General features: G+C 43.7%; 20 protein-coding genes. 17 read left to right on the forward strand and 3 right to left on the reverse strand.

The window, feature by feature from the left end; genetic code table 11:
* The first annotated feature begins 118 nt into the window (after positions 1–118).
* From comGA to QP860_RS01935, 16 genes are all read left to right on the forward strand, one after another.
* Positions 119–1,180 (forward strand): competence type IV pilus ATPase ComGA, encoded by a 1,062-nt coding sequence (comGA, locus tag QP860_RS01860; RefSeq protein ID WP_070616977.1) that lies wholly within the window; start codon positions 119–121, stop codon positions 1,178–1,180.
* Positions 1,086–2,168, forward strand: a complete 1,083-nt coding sequence (comGB, locus tag QP860_RS01865) for a competence type IV pilus assembly protein ComGB (RefSeq protein WP_284912075.1) — start codon at positions 1,086–1,088, stop codon at positions 2,166–2,168. The genes comGA and comGB overlap by 95 nt, the downstream gene beginning before the upstream one ends.
* Positions 2,165–2,473, forward strand: a complete 309-nt coding sequence (gene comGC, locus QP860_RS01870; RefSeq protein WP_070616975.1) for a competence type IV pilus major pilin ComGC — start codon at positions 2,165–2,167, stop codon at positions 2,471–2,473. The genes comGB and comGC overlap by 4 nt, the downstream gene beginning before the upstream one ends.
* Entirely contained in the window at positions 2,457–2,891 is a 435-nt protein-coding gene (locus QP860_RS01875) for a PulJ/GspJ family protein (protein ID WP_070616974.1), read from the forward strand. The genes comGC and QP860_RS01875 overlap by 17 nt, the downstream gene beginning before the upstream one ends.
* Positions 2,869–3,168 (forward strand): hypothetical protein, encoded by a 300-nt coding sequence (locus QP860_RS01880; protein WP_070616973.1) that lies wholly within the window; start codon positions 2,869–2,871, stop codon positions 3,166–3,168. Before QP860_RS01875 ends, QP860_RS01880 begins: the two co-directional genes overlap by 23 nt.
* Positions 3,122–3,625 (forward strand): ComGF family competence protein, encoded by a 504-nt coding sequence (locus QP860_RS01885; RefSeq protein ID WP_070616972.1) that lies wholly within the window; start codon positions 3,122–3,124, stop codon positions 3,623–3,625. Before QP860_RS01880 ends, QP860_RS01885 begins: the two co-directional genes overlap by 47 nt.
* Complete coding sequence (locus QP860_RS01890; protein ID WP_070616971.1) at positions 3,606–4,400, forward strand: hypothetical protein; 795 nt, start codon at positions 3,606–3,608, stop codon at positions 4,398–4,400. Before QP860_RS01885 ends, QP860_RS01890 begins: the two co-directional genes overlap by 20 nt.
* A gap of 322 nt (positions 4,401–4,722) precedes the next feature.
* The gene (locus QP860_RS01895) at positions 4,723–5,046 is read left to right on the forward strand and encodes a hypothetical protein (protein WP_070616969.1); all 324 of its coding nucleotides are present in this window, start codon (positions 4,723–4,725) and stop codon (positions 5,044–5,046) included.
* A complete protein-coding gene (locus QP860_RS01900; RefSeq protein ID WP_070616968.1) occupies positions 5,046–6,059 on the forward strand; it encodes a V-type ATPase subunit in 1,014 nt (337 codons plus the stop codon). The genes QP860_RS01895 and QP860_RS01900 overlap by 1 nt, the downstream gene beginning before the upstream one ends.
* A gap of 17 nt (positions 6,060–6,076) precedes the next feature.
* Positions 6,077–8,032, forward strand: coding sequence for a V-type ATP synthase subunit I (locus tag QP860_RS01905; RefSeq protein WP_284912076.1), 1,956 nt, complete (start codon positions 6,077–6,079; stop codon positions 8,030–8,032).
* Positions 8,033–8,049: 17 nt separating this feature from the next.
* Positions 8,050–8,490, forward strand: a complete 441-nt coding sequence (locus QP860_RS01910; protein WP_083272349.1) for an ATP synthase subunit C — start codon at positions 8,050–8,052, stop codon at positions 8,488–8,490.
* Positions 8,491–8,506: 16 nt separating this feature from the next.
* A complete protein-coding gene (locus QP860_RS01915; RefSeq protein ID WP_070616966.1) occupies positions 8,507–8,815 on the forward strand; it encodes a V-type ATP synthase subunit F in 309 nt (102 codons plus the stop codon).
* Positions 8,816–8,830: 15 nt separating this feature from the next.
* On the forward strand, positions 8,831–9,412 hold the full coding sequence (locus QP860_RS01920) for a hypothetical protein (protein WP_070616965.1): 582 nt from the start codon (positions 8,831–8,833) through the stop codon (positions 9,410–9,412).
* Positions 9,412–11,172, forward strand: coding sequence for a V-type ATP synthase subunit A (locus QP860_RS01925; protein WP_284912077.1), 1,761 nt, complete (start codon positions 9,412–9,414; stop codon positions 11,170–11,172). The genes QP860_RS01920 and QP860_RS01925 overlap by 1 nt, the downstream gene beginning before the upstream one ends.
* Before the next feature lie 12 nt (positions 11,173–11,184).
* Positions 11,185–12,597, forward strand: a complete 1,413-nt coding sequence (locus QP860_RS01930; protein ID WP_070616963.1) for a V-type ATP synthase subunit B — start codon at positions 11,185–11,187, stop codon at positions 12,595–12,597.
* A complete protein-coding gene (locus tag QP860_RS01935) occupies positions 12,597–13,229 on the forward strand; it encodes a V-type ATP synthase subunit D (RefSeq protein WP_070616962.1) in 633 nt (210 codons plus the stop codon). The genes QP860_RS01930 and QP860_RS01935 overlap by 1 nt, the downstream gene beginning before the upstream one ends.
* Before the next feature lie 132 nt (positions 13,230–13,361).
* On the opposite strand, the gene QP860_RS01940 is transcribed toward QP860_RS01935, so the two are convergent.
* From QP860_RS01940 to pflB, 3 genes are all read right to left on the reverse strand, one after another.
* On the reverse strand, positions 13,362–14,606 hold the full coding sequence (locus QP860_RS01940; protein ID WP_070616961.1) for an MFS transporter: 1,245 nt from the start codon (positions 14,604–14,606) through the stop codon (positions 13,362–13,364).
* Positions 14,607–14,831: 225 nt separating this feature from the next.
* Positions 14,832–15,596, reverse strand: a complete 765-nt coding sequence (pflA, locus tag QP860_RS01945; protein ID WP_141744561.1) for a pyruvate formate-lyase-activating protein — start codon at positions 15,594–15,596, stop codon at positions 14,832–14,834.
* Positions 15,597–15,628: 32 nt separating this feature from the next.
* Positions 15,629–17,866, reverse strand: a complete 2,238-nt coding sequence (gene pflB, locus QP860_RS01950) for a formate C-acetyltransferase (RefSeq protein WP_284878559.1) — start codon at positions 17,864–17,866, stop codon at positions 15,629–15,631.
* A gap of 265 nt (positions 17,867–18,131) precedes the next feature.
* Here pflB and gpmA point away from each other — a divergent pair, with 265 nt between their 5' ends.
* Complete coding sequence (gene gpmA, locus QP860_RS01955) at positions 18,132–18,809, forward strand: 2,3-diphosphoglycerate-dependent phosphoglycerate mutase (protein ID WP_067976620.1); 678 nt, start codon at positions 18,132–18,134, stop codon at positions 18,807–18,809.
* Positions 18,810–18,851: the final 42 nt, after the last annotated feature.

Consider the following 18,851-nt stretch of genomic DNA (forward strand, 5'->3'; position numbering starts at 1 on the left):
CATAGATAAATCCACTTCAAAAAATGAATCGTTCTTTTACTTTTTTAATATGACTTAGTGAATTTTTGACCTAAGACGTTTATATATCTATGACCGATAAAAATGAAAGGAGTTTCTTATGGAAAATTTATTTGGAGAGGTGATTGCACGCGCCCGAGAGCTTCAGTCAGAAGATATTCAAATCTTCCCTCAGAGCGATCACTATCAAGTGCTCTTGCGAACCGCTACGGGCATTGAAGAAATTATGACTTTAACGGATGAAATAGGGCTCCGACTCATCCGTTTCTTAAAGTACCGCAGCAATATGGATACCGGCGAGCGTCGCATACCCCAAGACGGCAGCTTCGTTTACCAGGAGGGTGAAGTCCCGATCGAATTAAGGCTCTCTAGTATTGCCAATTACCGCCTGGAAGAGTCCTTGGTTATCCGCTTGCTCTACTCCCAAAAAGACCACAAGCCCTTCCTCGAAGACTTGGATCCCTCCAGCTACCGCGCCCTCTCGAGGGCTATGCAAAAACAAAGCGGCCTAATCATCTTCTCTGGTCCAGTCAGTTCAGGAAAAACGACGACCATGTATGAATTACTGAGGGAAAACTATGAAAAGAAACGGCGGTCGGTCATCACTATGGAAGATCCTGTTGAGATTAAGGACGACCGTTTCCTCCAGACACAGATCAATCGAGCAGCTGGGGTGGACTATGACCAGCTCATCAAAGCGAGTCTACGCCACCACCCCGATATCTTACTCATTGGCGAGATTCGTGACGCCCAGACGGCTCGCATGACCATCCGCGCAGCTCTGACTGGCCACCTGGTCCTGGCGACGATCCATGCTAAGGACTGTGTGGGCGTTATTGGCCGGCTAAAGGAGCTCGGCATCACGAATGAGCAACTCATCCAAACCCTGCTCATTATCTCTTCCCAGCGCTTGGTGCCCTGTCAGAATCCCCATCCTAGTCAGCATGACCGCATCTGTTTAATCGAATGGATGGCTGGACAAACGATTGCTTCGGTCGTTGTTCACGGACAAGTCCCTCCAAGCATGACCACTCTGAACCAAAAATTAAAGGAGGCCCGTGAACAAGATGTCATCAGTCAAAGAACCTTCCAAGAATATTACCTGGAAGAAAATTATCCATTACGAAATTACCAGCAACTGGACCAGTCAGCTCCAAGCTAGTGTGCTCAGCTACATTTCAGAGATGCTAAAGGAAGGTTTCTCCTTACAGGATACCCTCCCCTTCCTGAGCATTGTCTACCCCAAGCAGGCCTCAACTTTCCAAGCCATGGAAAATGATATTCTCTTGGGCAAGGGCTTCTCAGAAGCTTGCCAGCACCTTAAGCTCCAAGGCAACCAACGCTTTCAAATTAAGATCGCAGAAGCCCACGGTGCCTTTGCTGATAAGTTGATGGAAGTCGCAAACTATCTGAAATTACGAGAAGCCAATACCAAGCAAATCCGTCAAACCTTAACCTACCCTTTTTTCTTAGTATTCCTCATCATGGGTATGCTTTTTGTCATGCGGTCCTTTCTCCTCCCCCAGATCCAGGAGACGGGTTCAGGCGAAGAGTCTTCCTTAGTCATTTTTCTCCGCTATTTCCTAGAGAACCTACCTCTCATCCTGGTCTACAGCAGCCTTGTCGCCGGCCTCGTCGGCTTAGTTACTTATTATTTTTTAAAAAAATTAACAGCGCTCAAACGCGCCCAAATTTATGTTGCTCTGCCCTTTATCGGTCATTACTTCCGTCTCTACTACACCTATTTCTTTGCTTATGAATTTAGCCAGCTATTTGCTCTGGGCTTTCCCATCCAGGAGATTATCCAGAGTTTTCAAGAGCAGAATGAATCGAATTTCTTAAAAAGTTTTGGTTATTTTATGGCCAAGCGCTTAGAACAAGGCCGGGCGACCGATGATATTTTAAGTCAAGCAGGCATCTTCACCCAAGAATTCCCTGCCATCGTCCTTCAAGGCGAGTACCTGAATCAATTAGCAGTCAAAATGCGCCTCTATAGCCAGCGCTGCCTTAAAGATTTTTTTACAAAAAGCCAGCAGGCCATCCAAGTCGCTAAAAATGTCCTCTTTATCTTCGTCGCCCTCCTAATCCTGCTCGTTTATCTCAGTCTAATGTTACCCATGCTCAATTTACTAGGAGGTTTAAATGCATGAGACACACCATTAAAAAGTATCTAAAACGACTTAAAAGTAGTGATCGCCGTGGTTTTACGCTTCTAGAAATGATCATTGTTTTATTCGTTATCGCTGTTCTTTTACTACTGGTTATCCCAAATATCGCCCAACAAAGAGATAATATCCGATCGCAAGGAGATGAAGCCTTACTGACCACCTATGAAACCCAAGCCTCCCTCTTCCTTACCAATGAAGGGCGAGAAGCTAATAGCATCCAAGAACTAGTAGAAACTGGCTACCTCAGCCAAGACCAGGCTGACCGTCTCAATGAAATCCAGCGCTAGGCCAGGCTTTACCCTACTAGAAATGGCCCTGACCCTGCTAGTGGTCGCCGCCATTAGCCTGGCTGCTTGGAAGGGCTTTAGGTTGATTAGTTTAGAATTCCATGCCAGAAATCAAATCCAAAGCGTGATGGCTTACTACGACCGCTGCTATAAGCGGGCCTATCTAAATGGCGAACGCTTTTTTATGGTTGCTATAAGCCAGCAGGTTAACTTCTATCAGGATTCGACCCAAAGTCAGCCGATTAAAAGTTTTCAACTGGACAATGGACTTAAGTTAAACCGGCCAGCCTACCTCATCCTAGATGGTTACCAGACACAACTTGCTCCAAGCAGTCTCTACTTCAAACATCCTGAAGGACATATCCGCGTCACAATTCAGATGGGAGGTAGTCAGTATGTTATTCGAGAATATGACTAGGAAGCGCGGCTATTTGCTGGTAGAAGCAGCGGCCTCTCTCTTCCTACTCAGTCTTTTGATCCATTACTTAGTCACCGCTACGCAGCTTCAAATCGACCAGCTTAACGATGCCCAAGCCAGGCTAGACCGGGCAGAGCTGCATTTCCAGTCCCTCCAAAGCTTGAGCCAAGACCCAAACTGGCTCAAGCAATTAAAAACAGAGGGCTACAAGTTAGGAGAGGAGTTTGGGGATGAAGAAACCATCTATATCCAACTATTGGCCGAAGAAACTTTCTAGGTCACGCCAAGCCTTCACCCTCTTGGAAGCATGCTTAAGTCTCTTTTGTTTTTCCCTCCTTCTCCATGGCTTTTCAACTATTATAAATCATGAATTTACCTATTTTAAAACCCTTCAAGCAAGCTATGCAGACGACTGGGCTTTCTTCCTCATTAAATTACAGCGGCAAAGCTATCGAGGAGAGCTCGTATCCTGTCATCCCCGAGCCTTTATCTTCCGCCTGCCAGACGGGCGCGATTACCGCTATGAGTATTACCAAAATGCAGAGAGCCAAATGATTCGCTTGCGGATCGACCGCCAAGGCCACCAGCCCCAGCTAATGGAGGTCGAAGATTTTAGCTGCCAACAGATTGGGCCTCAAAGTATTCACATTCAGCTGAGCTTTAAAAATGGTAAAACTTACCAAAGTCGCTTGTTCTTTAAGGGAGGTGACCGCGATGAAACAGACCTCCCCTAAGCGAGCCTCGATCTTTTTGACCAGTCTCTCTTGTTTTTTTACCATCCTCTTGCTTTACCAATTAAATCTTCAACTTTACCAAGCCCAAGTAGAGAATGTAATTACCATGGAGGGAGCTTTAAAGGCTGAAAGTCTAGCCCTACTTGCCCTGGCTTTAGAGAACGATACTAAGGCTGAACAACGTGAGCAAAGTCAATCAGCTAGCAAAAGTTTAGAAGAAGAGCTTTCCAAAGAAAAAGAATTAAGTCAAAACTTGAAAAAGCTGGAAAAAAACCAGAAAGAAAAAGAGGCTAAGTTTAAGAATAGTAAGCGAGAAAAAGAAGCGACTATCGACGACTTGCTCGAAGAATTGCACGAATTGGAGATGAAATTTGCTAATTTCGACGTGATAGCCTATGATAGAGACATAGTTGACGAGGAGGACAGCTCTTCTCCTTTAGCCCATGCAGAAGCATCAGATTGGCTAGCCAACTATGAAGACTTAATCCAGCAAATTGAACATGAGCAAATGGAAGTCCAGGCTCTAAAAGAGCAGTGGGACCAGGAACGCTTGGTCGGTCATAAAGAAGCTGATCAGCTCAAAAAGGAGCTAAAAGAAACTCAGTCAGCTAAGGCAGACAAAAGACAAGAGCTCAATCACTTAAATGAGCAAAGTAAAGCGTCTAAATATTATCGGTTTAACTTAGGTGAGGTAAAACTCAAGCTAGAGGAAGACATCTGGTATTGCCAAGTCATTCTCGATAACAATGGTGAAAGCTATCAATTCACCTACTGACTGCGTTTTATATCACAGCTAACATGCCCTTAGGATTCTAGTGAACCAAGTTATGGAAAATATGACAAAAGTCGATGGGGCCTGACTTTTGCAAGGGATTCTTGAAAACGTTCGGTATTAAGAAAAGGCTGGAGCTTTTTTGTTCCGGCCTCTTTTTTATACCGACAATCAGTTCGTGCAAAAATCCAGACCCTAGGAGATTTATTGATTCCTTTTGCATCTTTGTGGCCTTTTTACACAGCTATCATATCTTGAATTACCTATAATATACTCATGTTCTGAAAAGAATATTAATTTCAAATAGAAAGGGAGGCGAAAGCAAGTGAATCAGGTCATTGAACGACTTGTCGCGATTGAAAAAAAGGCTGAGAACAGTGAAGCTAAGGTACAGGAAGAAAAATTCCAATTACGTCAATCTTATGATGAACGCAAAGCCAAGTACCGGGAAGAAAAAGCCCAAGCTTACCAGGCAGAACTCGATCATTACCGGCAAAAATTCTTAAAACGTCGGGATGAGGAAAAGGCCAACCTGATCCAGCATTTCAATCAGCAAGTCGATACCATAAAGAACTTGGTTGAACAAAAGCAATCGACATATGTTAATGATTTCATGGAAAAAGTGAAAAAATTAGGGGTGAAGCCGTAATGAATGATTACACTGCTATTGAAAGCAAAATTCGTGCCATGCGTGCCAAACTCTTGAGTCCTGGCTTTATCCGGGAAGACTTGACAGCCAATAGTACTGATGAATTTTATCGCTTTCTTTCTAGCCAAAGTAATTACCGGCAAGTGATGCCGGAACAATTGCCAAGACAAATCCCTCGTGATGAGCTCGAAGCCGTTATTATGCATGGTGTCCAGCTTGATTTCATCAAACTTTACCGTTTCGCAAGTATCAAGCAAAGACACGCCCTGCAACTCTTTGGGGTACGCTATGAAGTTGCCTTTATTAAAGAAGTCATGCACCAAATGGATAACCTGCACCAGCTAAAATTAAGTCTTAATCCCTTTACGGACTACCTGGATAAAAACCGCCACTTTCATACGGCGGAATTGCTGGTTGCCCACTCTATCCATGATGTCATCCATAGCTTTAGGGATACTATCTATGCGCCATTTTTTGAAAATTTTGCGCTCAATAACCAGGTGGATTCCTACAATCATTATGAATTAGAGTCGGCCCTCGACCAATATATCGCCTTATATGTCGACCGTAAGGCACGACGGGTGTTAAAAGCAAAGGAATTAACTTACTTTAAAAAACTGAATGGAACGAGCTACGATTTGATGAATATTTGTATCGTTTACCGCTTAAAATTTCTTTTTCACTATGATGAAACAGAAATCCGTCCAGCCCTTTTTAAGACCTACCACCGCTTGACAGACCCGGTTCTCGACCAATTGCTTCTAACTAATGATGTATCAAGCTTCCAAGCCATCGTTGATGACTTAGGCTACGGTCAAACTCTAGACTTTACGCAAGCATATTTCCCACTGCTAGCCCAACATAAACTTGTGGACCAATTATTTCGGCGTTATGTCCGGGCCCTGCCCCACTCCATGCTCACTATCTTCGAATATTTAGAAGATAAGGAGACAGAAGCTCGCCTACTTATTCAAGAGCTTGAAAAAATCAGCTATGCTCATCTAACTGCATAAGAAAGGAGTCTGAATAGATGATCACACAGATGAATCTAGTGAACATCACTGGCCCACGCGATGACATTGACCGCATGGCTGACCAGTATCTCAGTCACTATGATGTCCATTTAGTGAATGCCTTAAAAGAATTATCCGAAATTAAAACCCTAAAGTCTTATACTTCCCCTAATCCTTACCAACCTTGGGAAGACCGGGTGGATAAACTTTTAGCCAATGCCAACTACAAAGAAGAAACCTACCGCGATATGCGCGACGACCAACTGACCTTCGAAGGCGTCAAGGACCTCATCGAGCAAACCGAGGAACAATTATCAGGTGAACGCCAAGAGCTTGCGAGCTATGAGGCTTCCTACCAAGAATTAAAGGACCACTATGATGCCTTTAAACCCTTTACCGGTATCGACTACCCACTCGAAGACATCCTGGCTATGACCCATTTAAAATTCCGCTTTGGTCGTTTTACCAAAGAAAATTTCTACAAATTCAAAAAATATATTGATGCCATGGTTCCCTCCATCTTCGTTGAATCGAAAGAATTAGCGGACTATGTCTATGGCGTATACTTTACGACCACAGAAGCCCGGCAGCGGGTAGATGCCCTCTACTATTCCCTAGCTTGGGAACGAATCCGCCTACCCGAAGGCAGCGGGACCATCCAAGAGATTGTGGATGACCTTGGCCAAGAGCTCGGTATCCTGGAACAAAAAATTAACCAATCCAAACGCCGGCTCCATGACCTCACTAAGCCTTATATCAATGGCCTAATCAAAGCCAAACACCGGTTACGGGACTTCTCCCAAGCTTACGGTGTCAGAAAATACGCCGCAATTACGCGAGAAGAATTTGCCCAAAAAGAAACCCGCTACTTGTTGATTGGTTGGATGCCTAGCGACCAAACAAAGAGCTTGGAGGATGCTGTAGCGCATGATGACCAAGTCACCATGTACATTGAAGACGAGAAAGACTCCTCTTCCAGCATGACCCCTCCAACTAAAATGAAAAACAATTTTTTCGTAAGACCCTTTGAATTGATCACGCGCATGTACGGTGTCCCTAACTATCACGAGATGGATCCAACGGGGTTAGTCGCAATTACCTATTCGCTACTATTTGGGGCAATGTTTGGGGATGTTGGACACGGCATTCTTCTAATGTTGCTCGGTTTCATCGGTTTCTTACAGCCCAAACTTGCTTTGGCTAAGATGTTTATCCCCATCGGCTTATCATCGATGATCTTCGGTTTTCTTTACGGGACTATCTTCGGCTTTGAAGATGTCTTAGAAGCTATCTGGCTGCGTCCCATGGGAGCCATGACCCAGGTTCCTTTCTTTGGGCAATTGAATACCGTCTTCATCGTATCAGTGGCCTTCGGGATGTTCCTGATTTTAATGACCATGCTCTTAAACATCCAAAAACGCCTTAAGAACGGCGAGAAGCTTAAAGCCATCCTCGACCGCAATGGGATAGCCGGTTTCATCTTCTACGGTATCCTGGTTTTCATGCTTGTGATGTATATGAGCGGTCATGCTATCCCAGCCCTAAGCCTGCTCTTACTTATCTTAGCCCTAAGCTTTATCACCATTGCCTTCAATGAACAAATTAAAAACTTTATCTTGAAGCAAAAAAACCAAGGCCAAGATGGACTAGTCATTAGCCTACTTTCAATCTTTTTTGAAAGTTTCGAAACCCTCTTAACTTACTTCTCAAATACCATTTCCTTCGTCCGGGTCGGTGCTTTTGCACTAAGCCACGGTGCGATGATGGGAGTTGTCCTCATGTTTGCAAATGCAGAAGCAGGTTTAGACCATGTCAACTGGCTCGTCTTCATTCTCGGCAACCTATTTGTGGTGGGTTTTGAAGGGCTCGTTGTCTTCATCCAAGTGCTCCGGCTAGAATTCTATGAAATCTTTAGTCATTTCTATGAAGGTAACGGCATTGAATTTAAAAGTATTTGGAACAATATCGAATAAAAAAAGGAGTTTTATAAATGACGATTGAAATGATGATTAAAGTAACCCTCACTGCTACTTTTGTACTAGCTTTTGTCCTTCCTTTCGCTTACTATTTCTCTGGTAAAGCCTCCCGTAATCGTTACAAGAAGACGCTGGCAGGCAATATTTTAACCCTTGTCTCTGGTGTTGCTATTGCTTTGATCTTAGCCTACCACCCCGAAAGTGTCCAAGCGGCAGAAACAGCTGCAGCTAGCGATGGTTTAGCAACCGGCCTCGGCTACTTAGCAGCTGCCCTATCAACTGGATTGTCATGCGTCGGCGGCGGTATTGCCGTAGCGAGTGCAGCCAGTGCAGCCCTTGGTGCTATTAGTGAAGACGATTCAATTTTTGGTCGTTCTCTAATCTTTGTCGGCTTGGCCGAAGGTGTGGCTCTTTACGGTTTGATTATTTCCTTTATGATTTTAGGTCAACTCTAGGAGGGAGATCTACCCTGTGAAACAGTACGTCATTAGTGATAACCTCGATAGCTTAACGGGTATGCGTTTGGCGGGAATTGATGGGGTGCTTGTTCAAGAAACTAAAGACTTTCGTCCCAACTTTGACGCAGTCATCAAGGATAAAGACTACGGCATTGTAATGATTTCCCCTGCCTTAATAGAAGCCAATCAAGAAATCATTGACGAGGTTCGCTTTAACCAAGCCACGCCTTTGATTGTCGAATTACAAGGTCCCAAAGATTTCCAAACAGCTGAAAATCAAATTGCCAAGACCATCCGTCAAGCAATTGGTATATCAATCTAGTAAGGAGTGTCCCCTTTGGAATTAAATGAAAAAATTGACTATTTCAACCAAGAAGTTAAGCTCCAGGTCAAAGAGCATGTGGATGAACAAGTCGACCAATATCGCCAAACCTTAGAGGCTGATTTCAATGAATTCATCCAAAAGACTGACCAAGACTTTGATGAACAATTGCAAGCCAATAAGCAAGCTGTCCATAAAGAATATAATAAAGAAATTTCCGAACTACAAATCAAGCAACAAAGAGAACTCTATTTGAGCGAGAACAAAGTAAAAGAAGCCCTCTTTAAAGAATTTGAAGCAGCCATTCAAACTTATAAGGAAAGTCCAGCCTATCTGGACCAGCTTAAAGAAGTCGTCAAGAATATCCTGGACTTTGCCCAAGGCGAGAAATGCGATATCTATCTCGACCAATCCGACGCCAACCTACAAGCTGAGCTAAAAGAAGCAGTCCAACATGACATTACCCTATCAGACCGGGACTTCACCGGGGGCATTCGAGGGGTCATGCGGGAACGGAATATTCTCCTCGACTACTCTTTCTCGACTTTGCTTAACTTAGAAGATGAGAACTTTACAATTAAAGAGGTGATTAATTAATGGCTAGCGTGATTTATGCAATCAATGGTCCAATTGTCCGGGTCAAAGGAAAAACCAATTTTTCCATGCAAGAAATGGTTTATGTCGGTGAACAAGGCTTAATTGGTGAAGTGATCCGAATCGACCAAGCCTACACCACTATCCAAGTTTATGAAGAAACCGAGGGATTGAAGCCAGGTGAAGTCATCCATGGAACAGGCATGCCAATCAAAGTGTCCCTCGGCCCAGGTATGCTCGGCAACATTTATGATGGGATCCAACGTCCACTTAAAGAAATTGAAAAGCAAACAGGTTTCTACATTAAACGCGGGGTCCAAGTCGATGCCTTAGACCAAGGCAAAGAATGGGAGGTCAACCCCCTCGTTAAAGTGGGTGACCAAGTTAGCGGTGGAGATATCATTGCTGAAATTCCAGAAAGCCGGTCACTAGTCCACAAAGTCATGGTCCCCTCCGGTATGATTGGTGAAGTAACTGAAGTCGTCCCAAGTGGTAGCTACCGAGTTAGCGATAGCTTGGTCAAGCTGCAGACTTTCGATGGCTCTATCCAAGAAATTAAGGCCTTCCAAGAATGGCCCATCCGCCAAGCTCGGCCTGTCGCCAACCGGCTAAAAAGTTCTAAACCTCTCCTCACTGGACAGCGGATTATTGATAGTGTCTTCCCAATTGCTAAAGGTGGGACGGCTGCTATCCCAGGCGGTTTCGGAACAGGTAAAACCACTATGCAGCACCAGATCGCTAAATTTGCGGATGCCGATGTGATTGTCTACATTGGTTGCGGCGAACGGGGTAATGAAATGACAGAAGTACTTGAAGACTTCAGCAAGTTGATTGACCCACGAACTAACGCACCCTTGATGGAAAGAACCGTTCTGATTGCTAATACCTCGAACATGCCGGTAGCGGCTCGGGAAGCCTCTATCTACACGGGCTTAACCATTGCAGAATACTACCGGGATATGGGCTATGATGTAGCGATTATGGCCGATTCCACCTCACGCTGGGCGGAAGCCTTGCGGGAACTCTCAGGTCGTCTGGAAGAAATGCCAGCCGAAGAAGGTTTCCCTGCTTATTTAGCCAGTCGGATTGCCACCTTCTATGAAAGAGCTGGCGATATGGAAACCTTGAACAACCAAAACGGTTCCGTCTCCATCATCGGTGCTGTTTCACCTCAAGGGGGCGACTTCTCCGAACCTGTGACCCAGAACACCAAGCGCTTTGTCCGTTGTTTCTGGGGGCTAGATTCTAACCTCGCCCACTCCCGCCACTATCCCGCCATTAATTGGATGAATTCCTACAGTCAGTATGTGGATGAATTGTCCGGTTGGTATAATAAAAATGTCAGTGAAGACTTTATCAAAAACCGGGCTGAAATGATGGCCCTCTTGCACGAGGAAGACCAACTCAACGAAATCGTGAAGTTAATTGGGTCAGATATCTTACCGGACCACCAAAAATTGGTCCTACAAACTGCTAAGGTTATTCGCTTAGCTTTTCTCCAACAGTCTTCCTTCCATGAGATTGATGGGGATGTACCTATTCAAAAACAAGCTAAGATGCTGGACGTCATCCTCTACCTCCACCACCGGTCCAAACAACTGATCCAATGGGGGATGCCGATGTCCTATCTCCAACAGTCACCCATCTTTAATGAAGTCATCAATATGAAATTTAATGTAGCTAATGATAACTTGGATGCCTTTGATCATTACTATCAAAGCATCGACCAATTCTATGACCAAGCTATCGAACAAAACGGATAAGGGGGAATATAAATGCCAATAGAATATCTCGGTTTAGCGTCCATTGACGGTCCTCTTGTTGTCGTCGATGGCGTACGTGGTGCCGCCTATGGTGACATTGTGAACTTTCGCGTCAACCGCAGTGAATTAAAAAAAGGTCAAGTCATCGCTATTGAAGGCGAGCGCGCTATGGTTCAAGTTTTTGATGCCACCACCTCCATGTCCTTAGATAATACGCACTCTAGTTTTAGCGGACATGGGATGGAGATTGAACTTGCACCAGAAATCCTAGGACGGGTCTTCAATGGGGTTGGGGAAGCAATCGATGGCCTTGGAGCTATCCACTCCAATCTCTCTCGTGAAGTCAATGGAGCGCCCTTAAATCCTGTCTCACGGATCTATCCTCGGAACTATATTGAGACGGGCTTTTCCGCAATTGATACCCTGATGACACTCATTCGGGGACAAAAGTTACCTATCTTTTCAGGCGACGGGATGCCCCACAATGAGTTAGCTGCCCAAATTGTAAAACAAGCCAAACTAGGGGATAACAGTGATGAAGAATTTGCTATTGTCTTTGCAGCCATGGGCGTTAAGCATGATATTGCCGATTTCTTCCAAAGATCCTTCGAAGAAAGTGGCGCTCTTGACCATGTGACCATGTTTGTCAATACGGCAGACGATCCGGCCATGGAACGTCTGATCACACCCCGGGTTGCCCTAACCACAGCGGAATACTTAGCTTACGACTTAGGCAAACAAGTCCTAGTCATCCTAACTGACATGACCTCCTTCTGTGAGGCTTTACGTGAGGTTTCTTCTGCCAAGCAAGAAATCCCATCACGTAAGGGCTATCCTGGCTATCTCTATTCTGAACTTGCAACCATTTATGAGCGGGCCGGTATCGTCCAAGGTCGCAAGGGGTCAGTGACCCAAATTCCTATTCTAACTATGCCCAATGACGATATCACCCATCCTATCCCTGACTTAACCGGCTATATTACGGAAGGACAAATCGTTTTGGACCGTGACCTCTACGGTAAGAATATTTTCCCTCCAATCGGTGTACTTCCCTCCCTATCGCGTTTGATGAAAGACGGAATTGGTGAAGGCTATACCCGAGAAGACCATGAAGATGTGGCCAACCAACTCTTCGCCGCTTATTCAGGTGCCGCGGAAGCCAGGAGCCTAGCCTCCGTTATTGGGGAAGAAGAACTATCTGATATTGACAAGAAATATCTGGAATTTGGTGAAAAATTCGAAGAAGAATTTGTCGGTCAAGCTGCTGATGAGACCCGGACGATCCAAGAGAGTTTAGACCTAGCTTGGGAACTCCTGCGGGCCTTCCCACGTGAAGAATTGAACCGAATGGATACCAAGATTCTAGACCGCTACTATGACTCCAGCGATCATGAGCCAGAAAGTGAAGAAAATGGTGAGGCCTAATGGATATTAATGCTTCCCCTACTCGGGGTAACTTGATGCAGGTTGAAAAATCGCTCAAACTCTCTCGCAACGGTTATAATCTGATGGACCGCAAGCGAATGATTCTCATGAACGAAATCATGACCTTATCTAAAGAAGCCAGTCAAATCCAAGAAAAATTAAAGGCCGCTTATGGCGAAGCCTACAAACAATTGAGTATTGCTACCGGTGAGATTGGCATGGTTAATGTCGAACAAGCCGCTTATGGTGTTCCTATTTCCGATGCCCTGGACATCAAGATCCGTAGCGTTATGGGCACAGAGATCCCTGAGACGCGGCTGCCTAAAGAAAAACTTGAACCCAATTATTCACTCTTTGATACCAGCATTGCTGTTGACCAAGCCCGCATTGCCTTTGAAAAGGTCAAAGAGCTCCAAGTTAAACTAGCTGAAATTGAAAACTCAGCCTATCGTTTAGCGAATAACATTCAAAAAACGCAAAAGCGGGTCAATGCCCTGCAAAATATTACCATTCCACAGCTAGAAGATGCCCAAGTAGCTATCTCCTCAGCTTTGGAAGAAAAAGAAAGGGAAGAATTTACCCGCTTGAAAGTGGTCAAAGCGATCCTAGCCAATAAGGCAGAAAAGGCCTAAACGTTGACCCCAGCCTAAAATGCCAAAAAAAAGCGTAACTAGCTAAGTATGCTAACCCCAAAAAGTTGGACTAAGAATCTAACTTTTGAGGGTCACTACAAAGCTGTTACGCTTTTTTCGTTCGTATGTAACTTATTTGGTCATAAATTTTTGTGACCGTTGATAAGCGCCTACCCAAAGAACAGCCATCAAGATCGACAAGATAGCTAAAGTAAGCCATGAATAGTTGTAAGAACCGCTGACATCAGCGATTGTTGCTGCTAAGAGTGAGCCTGAAGTCATCCCGAGCATCAAGGCGCTCTGCATGTAGCCATAAGCCTTAGGATAGTCTTCAGAGCTAAAGATAGCTGAAGCCATCAGTGGCGGTAAGACCGTACCGATCGCATTCCCTAAGCCGAATAGTACAGACATGATGAGAACAAAGCTGTAATTAGCCCCTAACATCATCAGGAGATAGGCCAAGGTGCAAAGAGCAGAAGCATAAATCGTCGCTAGCCGTACACCAAATTTGTCGTTAACTATACCAAGGATCAATTTACCTAGGATACCAACACCAGAGTAGATGGAAACCATGAGGGCCATCTTTTCAGCACCGTGTAAACTTTGAACGGCCGGTGGGAATTGTCCTAGGCCCCCGTTATTCGAAATACCAATGAAGGCTGTCCCAATAAGAAGCATGATAAAGAATGGCTTCTTAACAACTTCTGTCATCGGTAAATTAACCCCAGCTTGGCTGGTCGTTTCTTCAGAACTTTGATCAACTTGCCCAGCTCCTAAAGCATGGAGGCCCTTGTCTTCTGGTTTCTCAACAAAGAGGAAGAGAACAATAGGCAAGCAGACAACCAGCATAATAATGGCATAAGTCAAGTAGGACATCCGCCAACCCATTTCTTGGATCAAGAAAGTGAGTAATTGACTAAAGATAATACCACCAACACCTAAGCCAGCGAAGGATAGACTTAAGGCGGTCCCTTTTGATTTGACGAACCAATTATTAACCAGCATTGATACTGGAATAATAGTCGTGGCTGTGTACCCAAAACCAACAAAAATAGATAAGAAATAAAAAACATAGATATTTGGTGCAAAGCCATACAAACCATAAGCAATGGCATAAACTAGAATACCAATCAAATAAAAACGTTTAAAATTACCACGCTTAGCAAACATTTGAGAGACAAAGGGTGATACAAAGATCCCCATGCCTAAAACAATTGAATTCACAATTGCAAAAGCACTATTAGCAATAGCAAACTCCTCAACCACATGTGGTTGGAAAAGATTAGCCACTGCGACAGAGGCTGGTCCCATACAAGCTAGGATTAAGATGGCCCCGAGGACAATCCACCAACCATAAAATAATTTACCTTTTTCCATTAAATTCCTCCCATTTCAAATTCATTACTTATTAACTATAGCAGATATTTATCAATTTGTTTGATTTTTTCAGGAAAATCTTTGATTTTAACTAATATTCTTATCATTTTAAAGCAAAAGTGTGCAAAAAAGAGCATATCAAAAGATAAAAACACCCCCAAACAAGCCTCGAGAGACTTGTTTGGGGGTGTTGAGATGCTTTGACCAGGATGCTGGCCAAAGCTATTACATGGACCGGTAGCCTTGGTAGTCATCGACTTTCAGGATACGTTTAGCGTTGGCTACGCGGTCTTCTGTTGGTGGCTCCACACCTTCAAGTTTATATGGAATACCGAGTTCATGATACTTATAAACTCCCATAGTGTGGTAAGGAAGGATTTCAACCTTTTTAACGATATCACCTAGACTCTGGATAAAATCAGAGAGCCCCTGCAGGTCTTCGTCAAAGTCCGTCCGAGTTGGTACGAGGACATGGCGAATCCAGATAGGCTGACCTTTTTCCTGCAAGAAGCGGAAGAGGTCTAAGATATTCTTATTAGGCGCTGTCGTTAGCTTGAGGTGACGTTCAGGATTGATTTGCTTCACGTCCATCAAGATCAGGTCTGTATATTCCAAAAGTTCCTCAAACTTAGCCAACCACTCTGGCTCGCGGGTGAAAGGGCCCCCGCAAGAATCCAGAGTTGTATGAACACCATGTTTTTTGCACAATTTGAAGTATTCAATTAAGAAATCAATCTGTAATAATGGTTCTCCCCCAGAAACGGTTACGCCACCCTTTTTCCCCCAATACGGCTGATATTTGACAGCTTCTCGGAAGAGCTCTTCGGCCGTATAAGGCGTTCCCGCATTAATCTTCCAAGTATCTGGGTTATGACAGAATTGACATCTTAAGCGACAGCCCTGCATGAAGGAAACAAATCGAATCCCAGGACCATCTACAGAACCAAAACTTTCAAGAGAGTGGACATAGCCAATTGTTTCTGTCATCATGATTCCTCATTTCATTACTTAAGTCGTCGAGCTTACATCCCTTCGTGCATGGTCCGGTTGATAACTTCTAATTGTTGTTCGCGAGTCAATTTAACGAAGTTCACCGCATAACCAGATACACGGATGGTTAATTGTGGGTATTCTTCTGGGTGATCCATCGCGTCAAGCAAGGTATCACGGTCGAAGACGTTAATGTTTAAGTGGTGGCCACCTTGTTTAGAGTAACCGTCTAACATGGACACTAAGTTATCAATCTTAGTTTCTTCATCACGTCCTAAAGCCTTAGGTACGATTGAGAAGGTGTTAGAGATACCGTCCATTGAGTAGGTGTATGGTAATTTAGCTACTGATGAAAGACTTGCTAAGGCGCCGTGTGAGTCACGTCCGTGCATTGGGTTAGCCCCTGGTGCAAAGGCCACACCGGCTTCACGACCATCAGGAGTTGACCCTGTATTCTTACCATAAACGACGTTAGAAGTGATGGTTAAGATAGAAGTTGTATGGACAGAACCACGGTAAGTAGGTGTCTTACGGATCTTAGTCATGAATTTCTTCAAGAGTTTAACCGCAATTTCATCAACACGGTCATCGTTGTTACCATATTTTGGATAGTCGCCTTCAATTTCGAAGTCAACAGCTACCCCATTTTCATCACGGATTGGTTTAACTTTTGCATATTTAATTGCTGAAAGTGAGTCAACCGCTACGGAGAAACCAGCAATACCAGTTGCCATGGTCCGTTTAACATGAGAATCATGGAGAGCCATTTCAAGACTTTCATAAGAATACTTGTCATGCATGTAGTGGATAACATTTAAAGTATTCACATAAAGTTTACAGATCCAGTCCATCATATCATCGAACTTGTCAATAACTTCATCGTAATCGAGATATTCACTATCAATTGGTTGATAACGAGGGCCAACTTGTACTTTAGAAATTTCGTCTACCCCACCGTTAATAGCATAAAGTAAAGTCTTAGCTAAGTTAGCACGGGCACCGAAGAACTGCATTTGTTTACCGATTTCCATAGCAGACACGCAGCAGGCAATACCATAGTCATCACCGTATTGTGGGCGCATAACTTCGTCGTTTTCGTATTGGATAGAGCTGGTCTTAATTGAAATTTCCGCACAGAATTCCTTGAAGCCTTCTGGTAAGTCTTTAGACCAAAGAACAGTTAAGTTTGGTTCTGGAGCTGTACCCATGTTCTTCAAGGTTTGTAGGTAACGGAAGCTGTTCTTAGTTACTAAGGAGCGTCCATCTAAGCCCATACCTGCAATCGATTCAGTTACCCAAGTTGGGTCCCCAGAGAAGAGTTCATTATATTCAGGGGTACGTGCAAATTTAACGATACGCAATTTCATGATTAAGTGGTCGATGAGTTCTTGCGCTTCAACTTCAGTTAAAGTTCCGTTTTCAAGGTCACGTTGGATATAGATATCCAAGAAGGTAGATGTACGTCCGAATGACATTGCAGCCCCATTTTGTTGCTTAACGGCAGCTAGGTAAGCTAGGTATAACCATTGGATAGCTTCGTGAGCATTTTCTGCAGGACGGCTTAAGTCAAAGCCATATGTCTTACCAAGTTCTTTTAATTCAATTAAAGCACGGTATTGGTCAGATAACTCTTCACGGTGTTGGATAACATCTTGTGACATATCCATGCCATCACCATCGTTGAATTCTTGTAATTTTTCATCCATTAAGAAGTCAATACCGTATAGGGCAACACGACGGTAGTCACCGATGATCCGACCACGACCATAAGCATCTGGCAAACCAGTGATGATCTTGTTGTGACGAGCTTTACGCATTTCAGGTGTGTAAGCATCGAATACCCCTTGGTTGTGGGTCTTACGCCAATCACGGAAGATATGAGAAATTTCAGAGTCAACTTCATAGCCATAAGATTTAGCAGCTTGTTCACTCATCCGAATACCACCGAATGGCTGTAAGGAACGTTTAAACGGTTCATCAGTTTGAACCCCAACGATTTTTTCTTTATCTTTATCAAGATACCCTGCATCATGAGAGGTGATAGTTGATACAATCTTGGTATCCATATCAAGAACACCACCATTTTCTCGTTCTTGTTTGGTTAAGTCCATCACTTGATCCCATAATTCAGTAGTATTTTCAGTTGGCCCTTCTAGGAATGAAGAGTCACCCGTATATTCTGTATAGTTATTTTGGATAAAATCGCGAACATTAACTTCTTCCTGCCATTTCTTACCAGTGAAGCCTTTCCATGCTTTAGTCGTATCCATTATAAATTCATCTCCTTTTGTAATTTATTTCACAATATAACAGATCTGTCTCTAATTATAACAGCTTACCAAACAGATTGCTACACTTTTCACGTGGAAATTTATTAAAATTTAATAATATTTTATGGAAGCGCTTTTAATTAATGGATATTTGCAAAAGCATTTGCCCCTCATCGGCAAATAGCGTAAAATATAGGATAGCAAAGCAAAACTTGCTTTGGTGAATAATAATGCTTGTTCATTAATTATTTTTAGGAGGAATTTTATAATGAAATTAGTTTTCATCCGTCACGGCGAAAGTGAATTAAACTTAGCCAATGTTTTCACAGGTTGGTTAGACCCTCGCCTCTCAGAAAAAGGGGTTAAAGAAGCTCAAAAGGCTGGTCAAGACCTTAAAGAAGCTGGTATTGAATTCGACACGGTTCATACTTCCATGTTATCACGTGCCATCCAAACGACTTATAATGTCTTAGACCAAATGGATCGTCTCTACTTACCCGTCAACAAAAACTGGCGCTTAAACGAACGTCATTATGGAGGCTTACAAGGCTTAAATAAAGCTGAAACTGCTGAAAAATATGGGGATGAACAAGTCCACATTTGGCGTCGTTCCTTCGATGTTCGCCCACCATTAGCTGAAGAAGGCATCGATGATCCACGCTATGCTGACTTAGACCAAAACCGTCTGCTTGCTGGCGAATGCTTAAAAGATACCCTAGCCCGTACCCTACCTTACTGGGAAGACCACATTGCTCCTGAATTAAAACAAGGCAAAAATGTTTTAGTTGTGGCACACGGCAATAGCCTCCGTTCCATTACGAAATACCTAGAAAACATCTCTGACGAAGATATTCCTTCAGTTGAAATTGCAACTGGTGAACCTATCGTTTACGATTTAGATGAAGACCTTAATGTTGTTAACAAAACTATCCTAGAGAAATAATCTGTAAGCTTTTAGAAGCTATAACAAAAGCCAGGTCAATCA

Origin of the sequence: Aerococcus sp. UMB1112A (assembly GCF_030230715.1) — a bacterium.
Taxonomy (GTDB): Bacteria; Bacillota; Bacilli; order Lactobacillales; family Aerococcaceae; genus Aerococcus.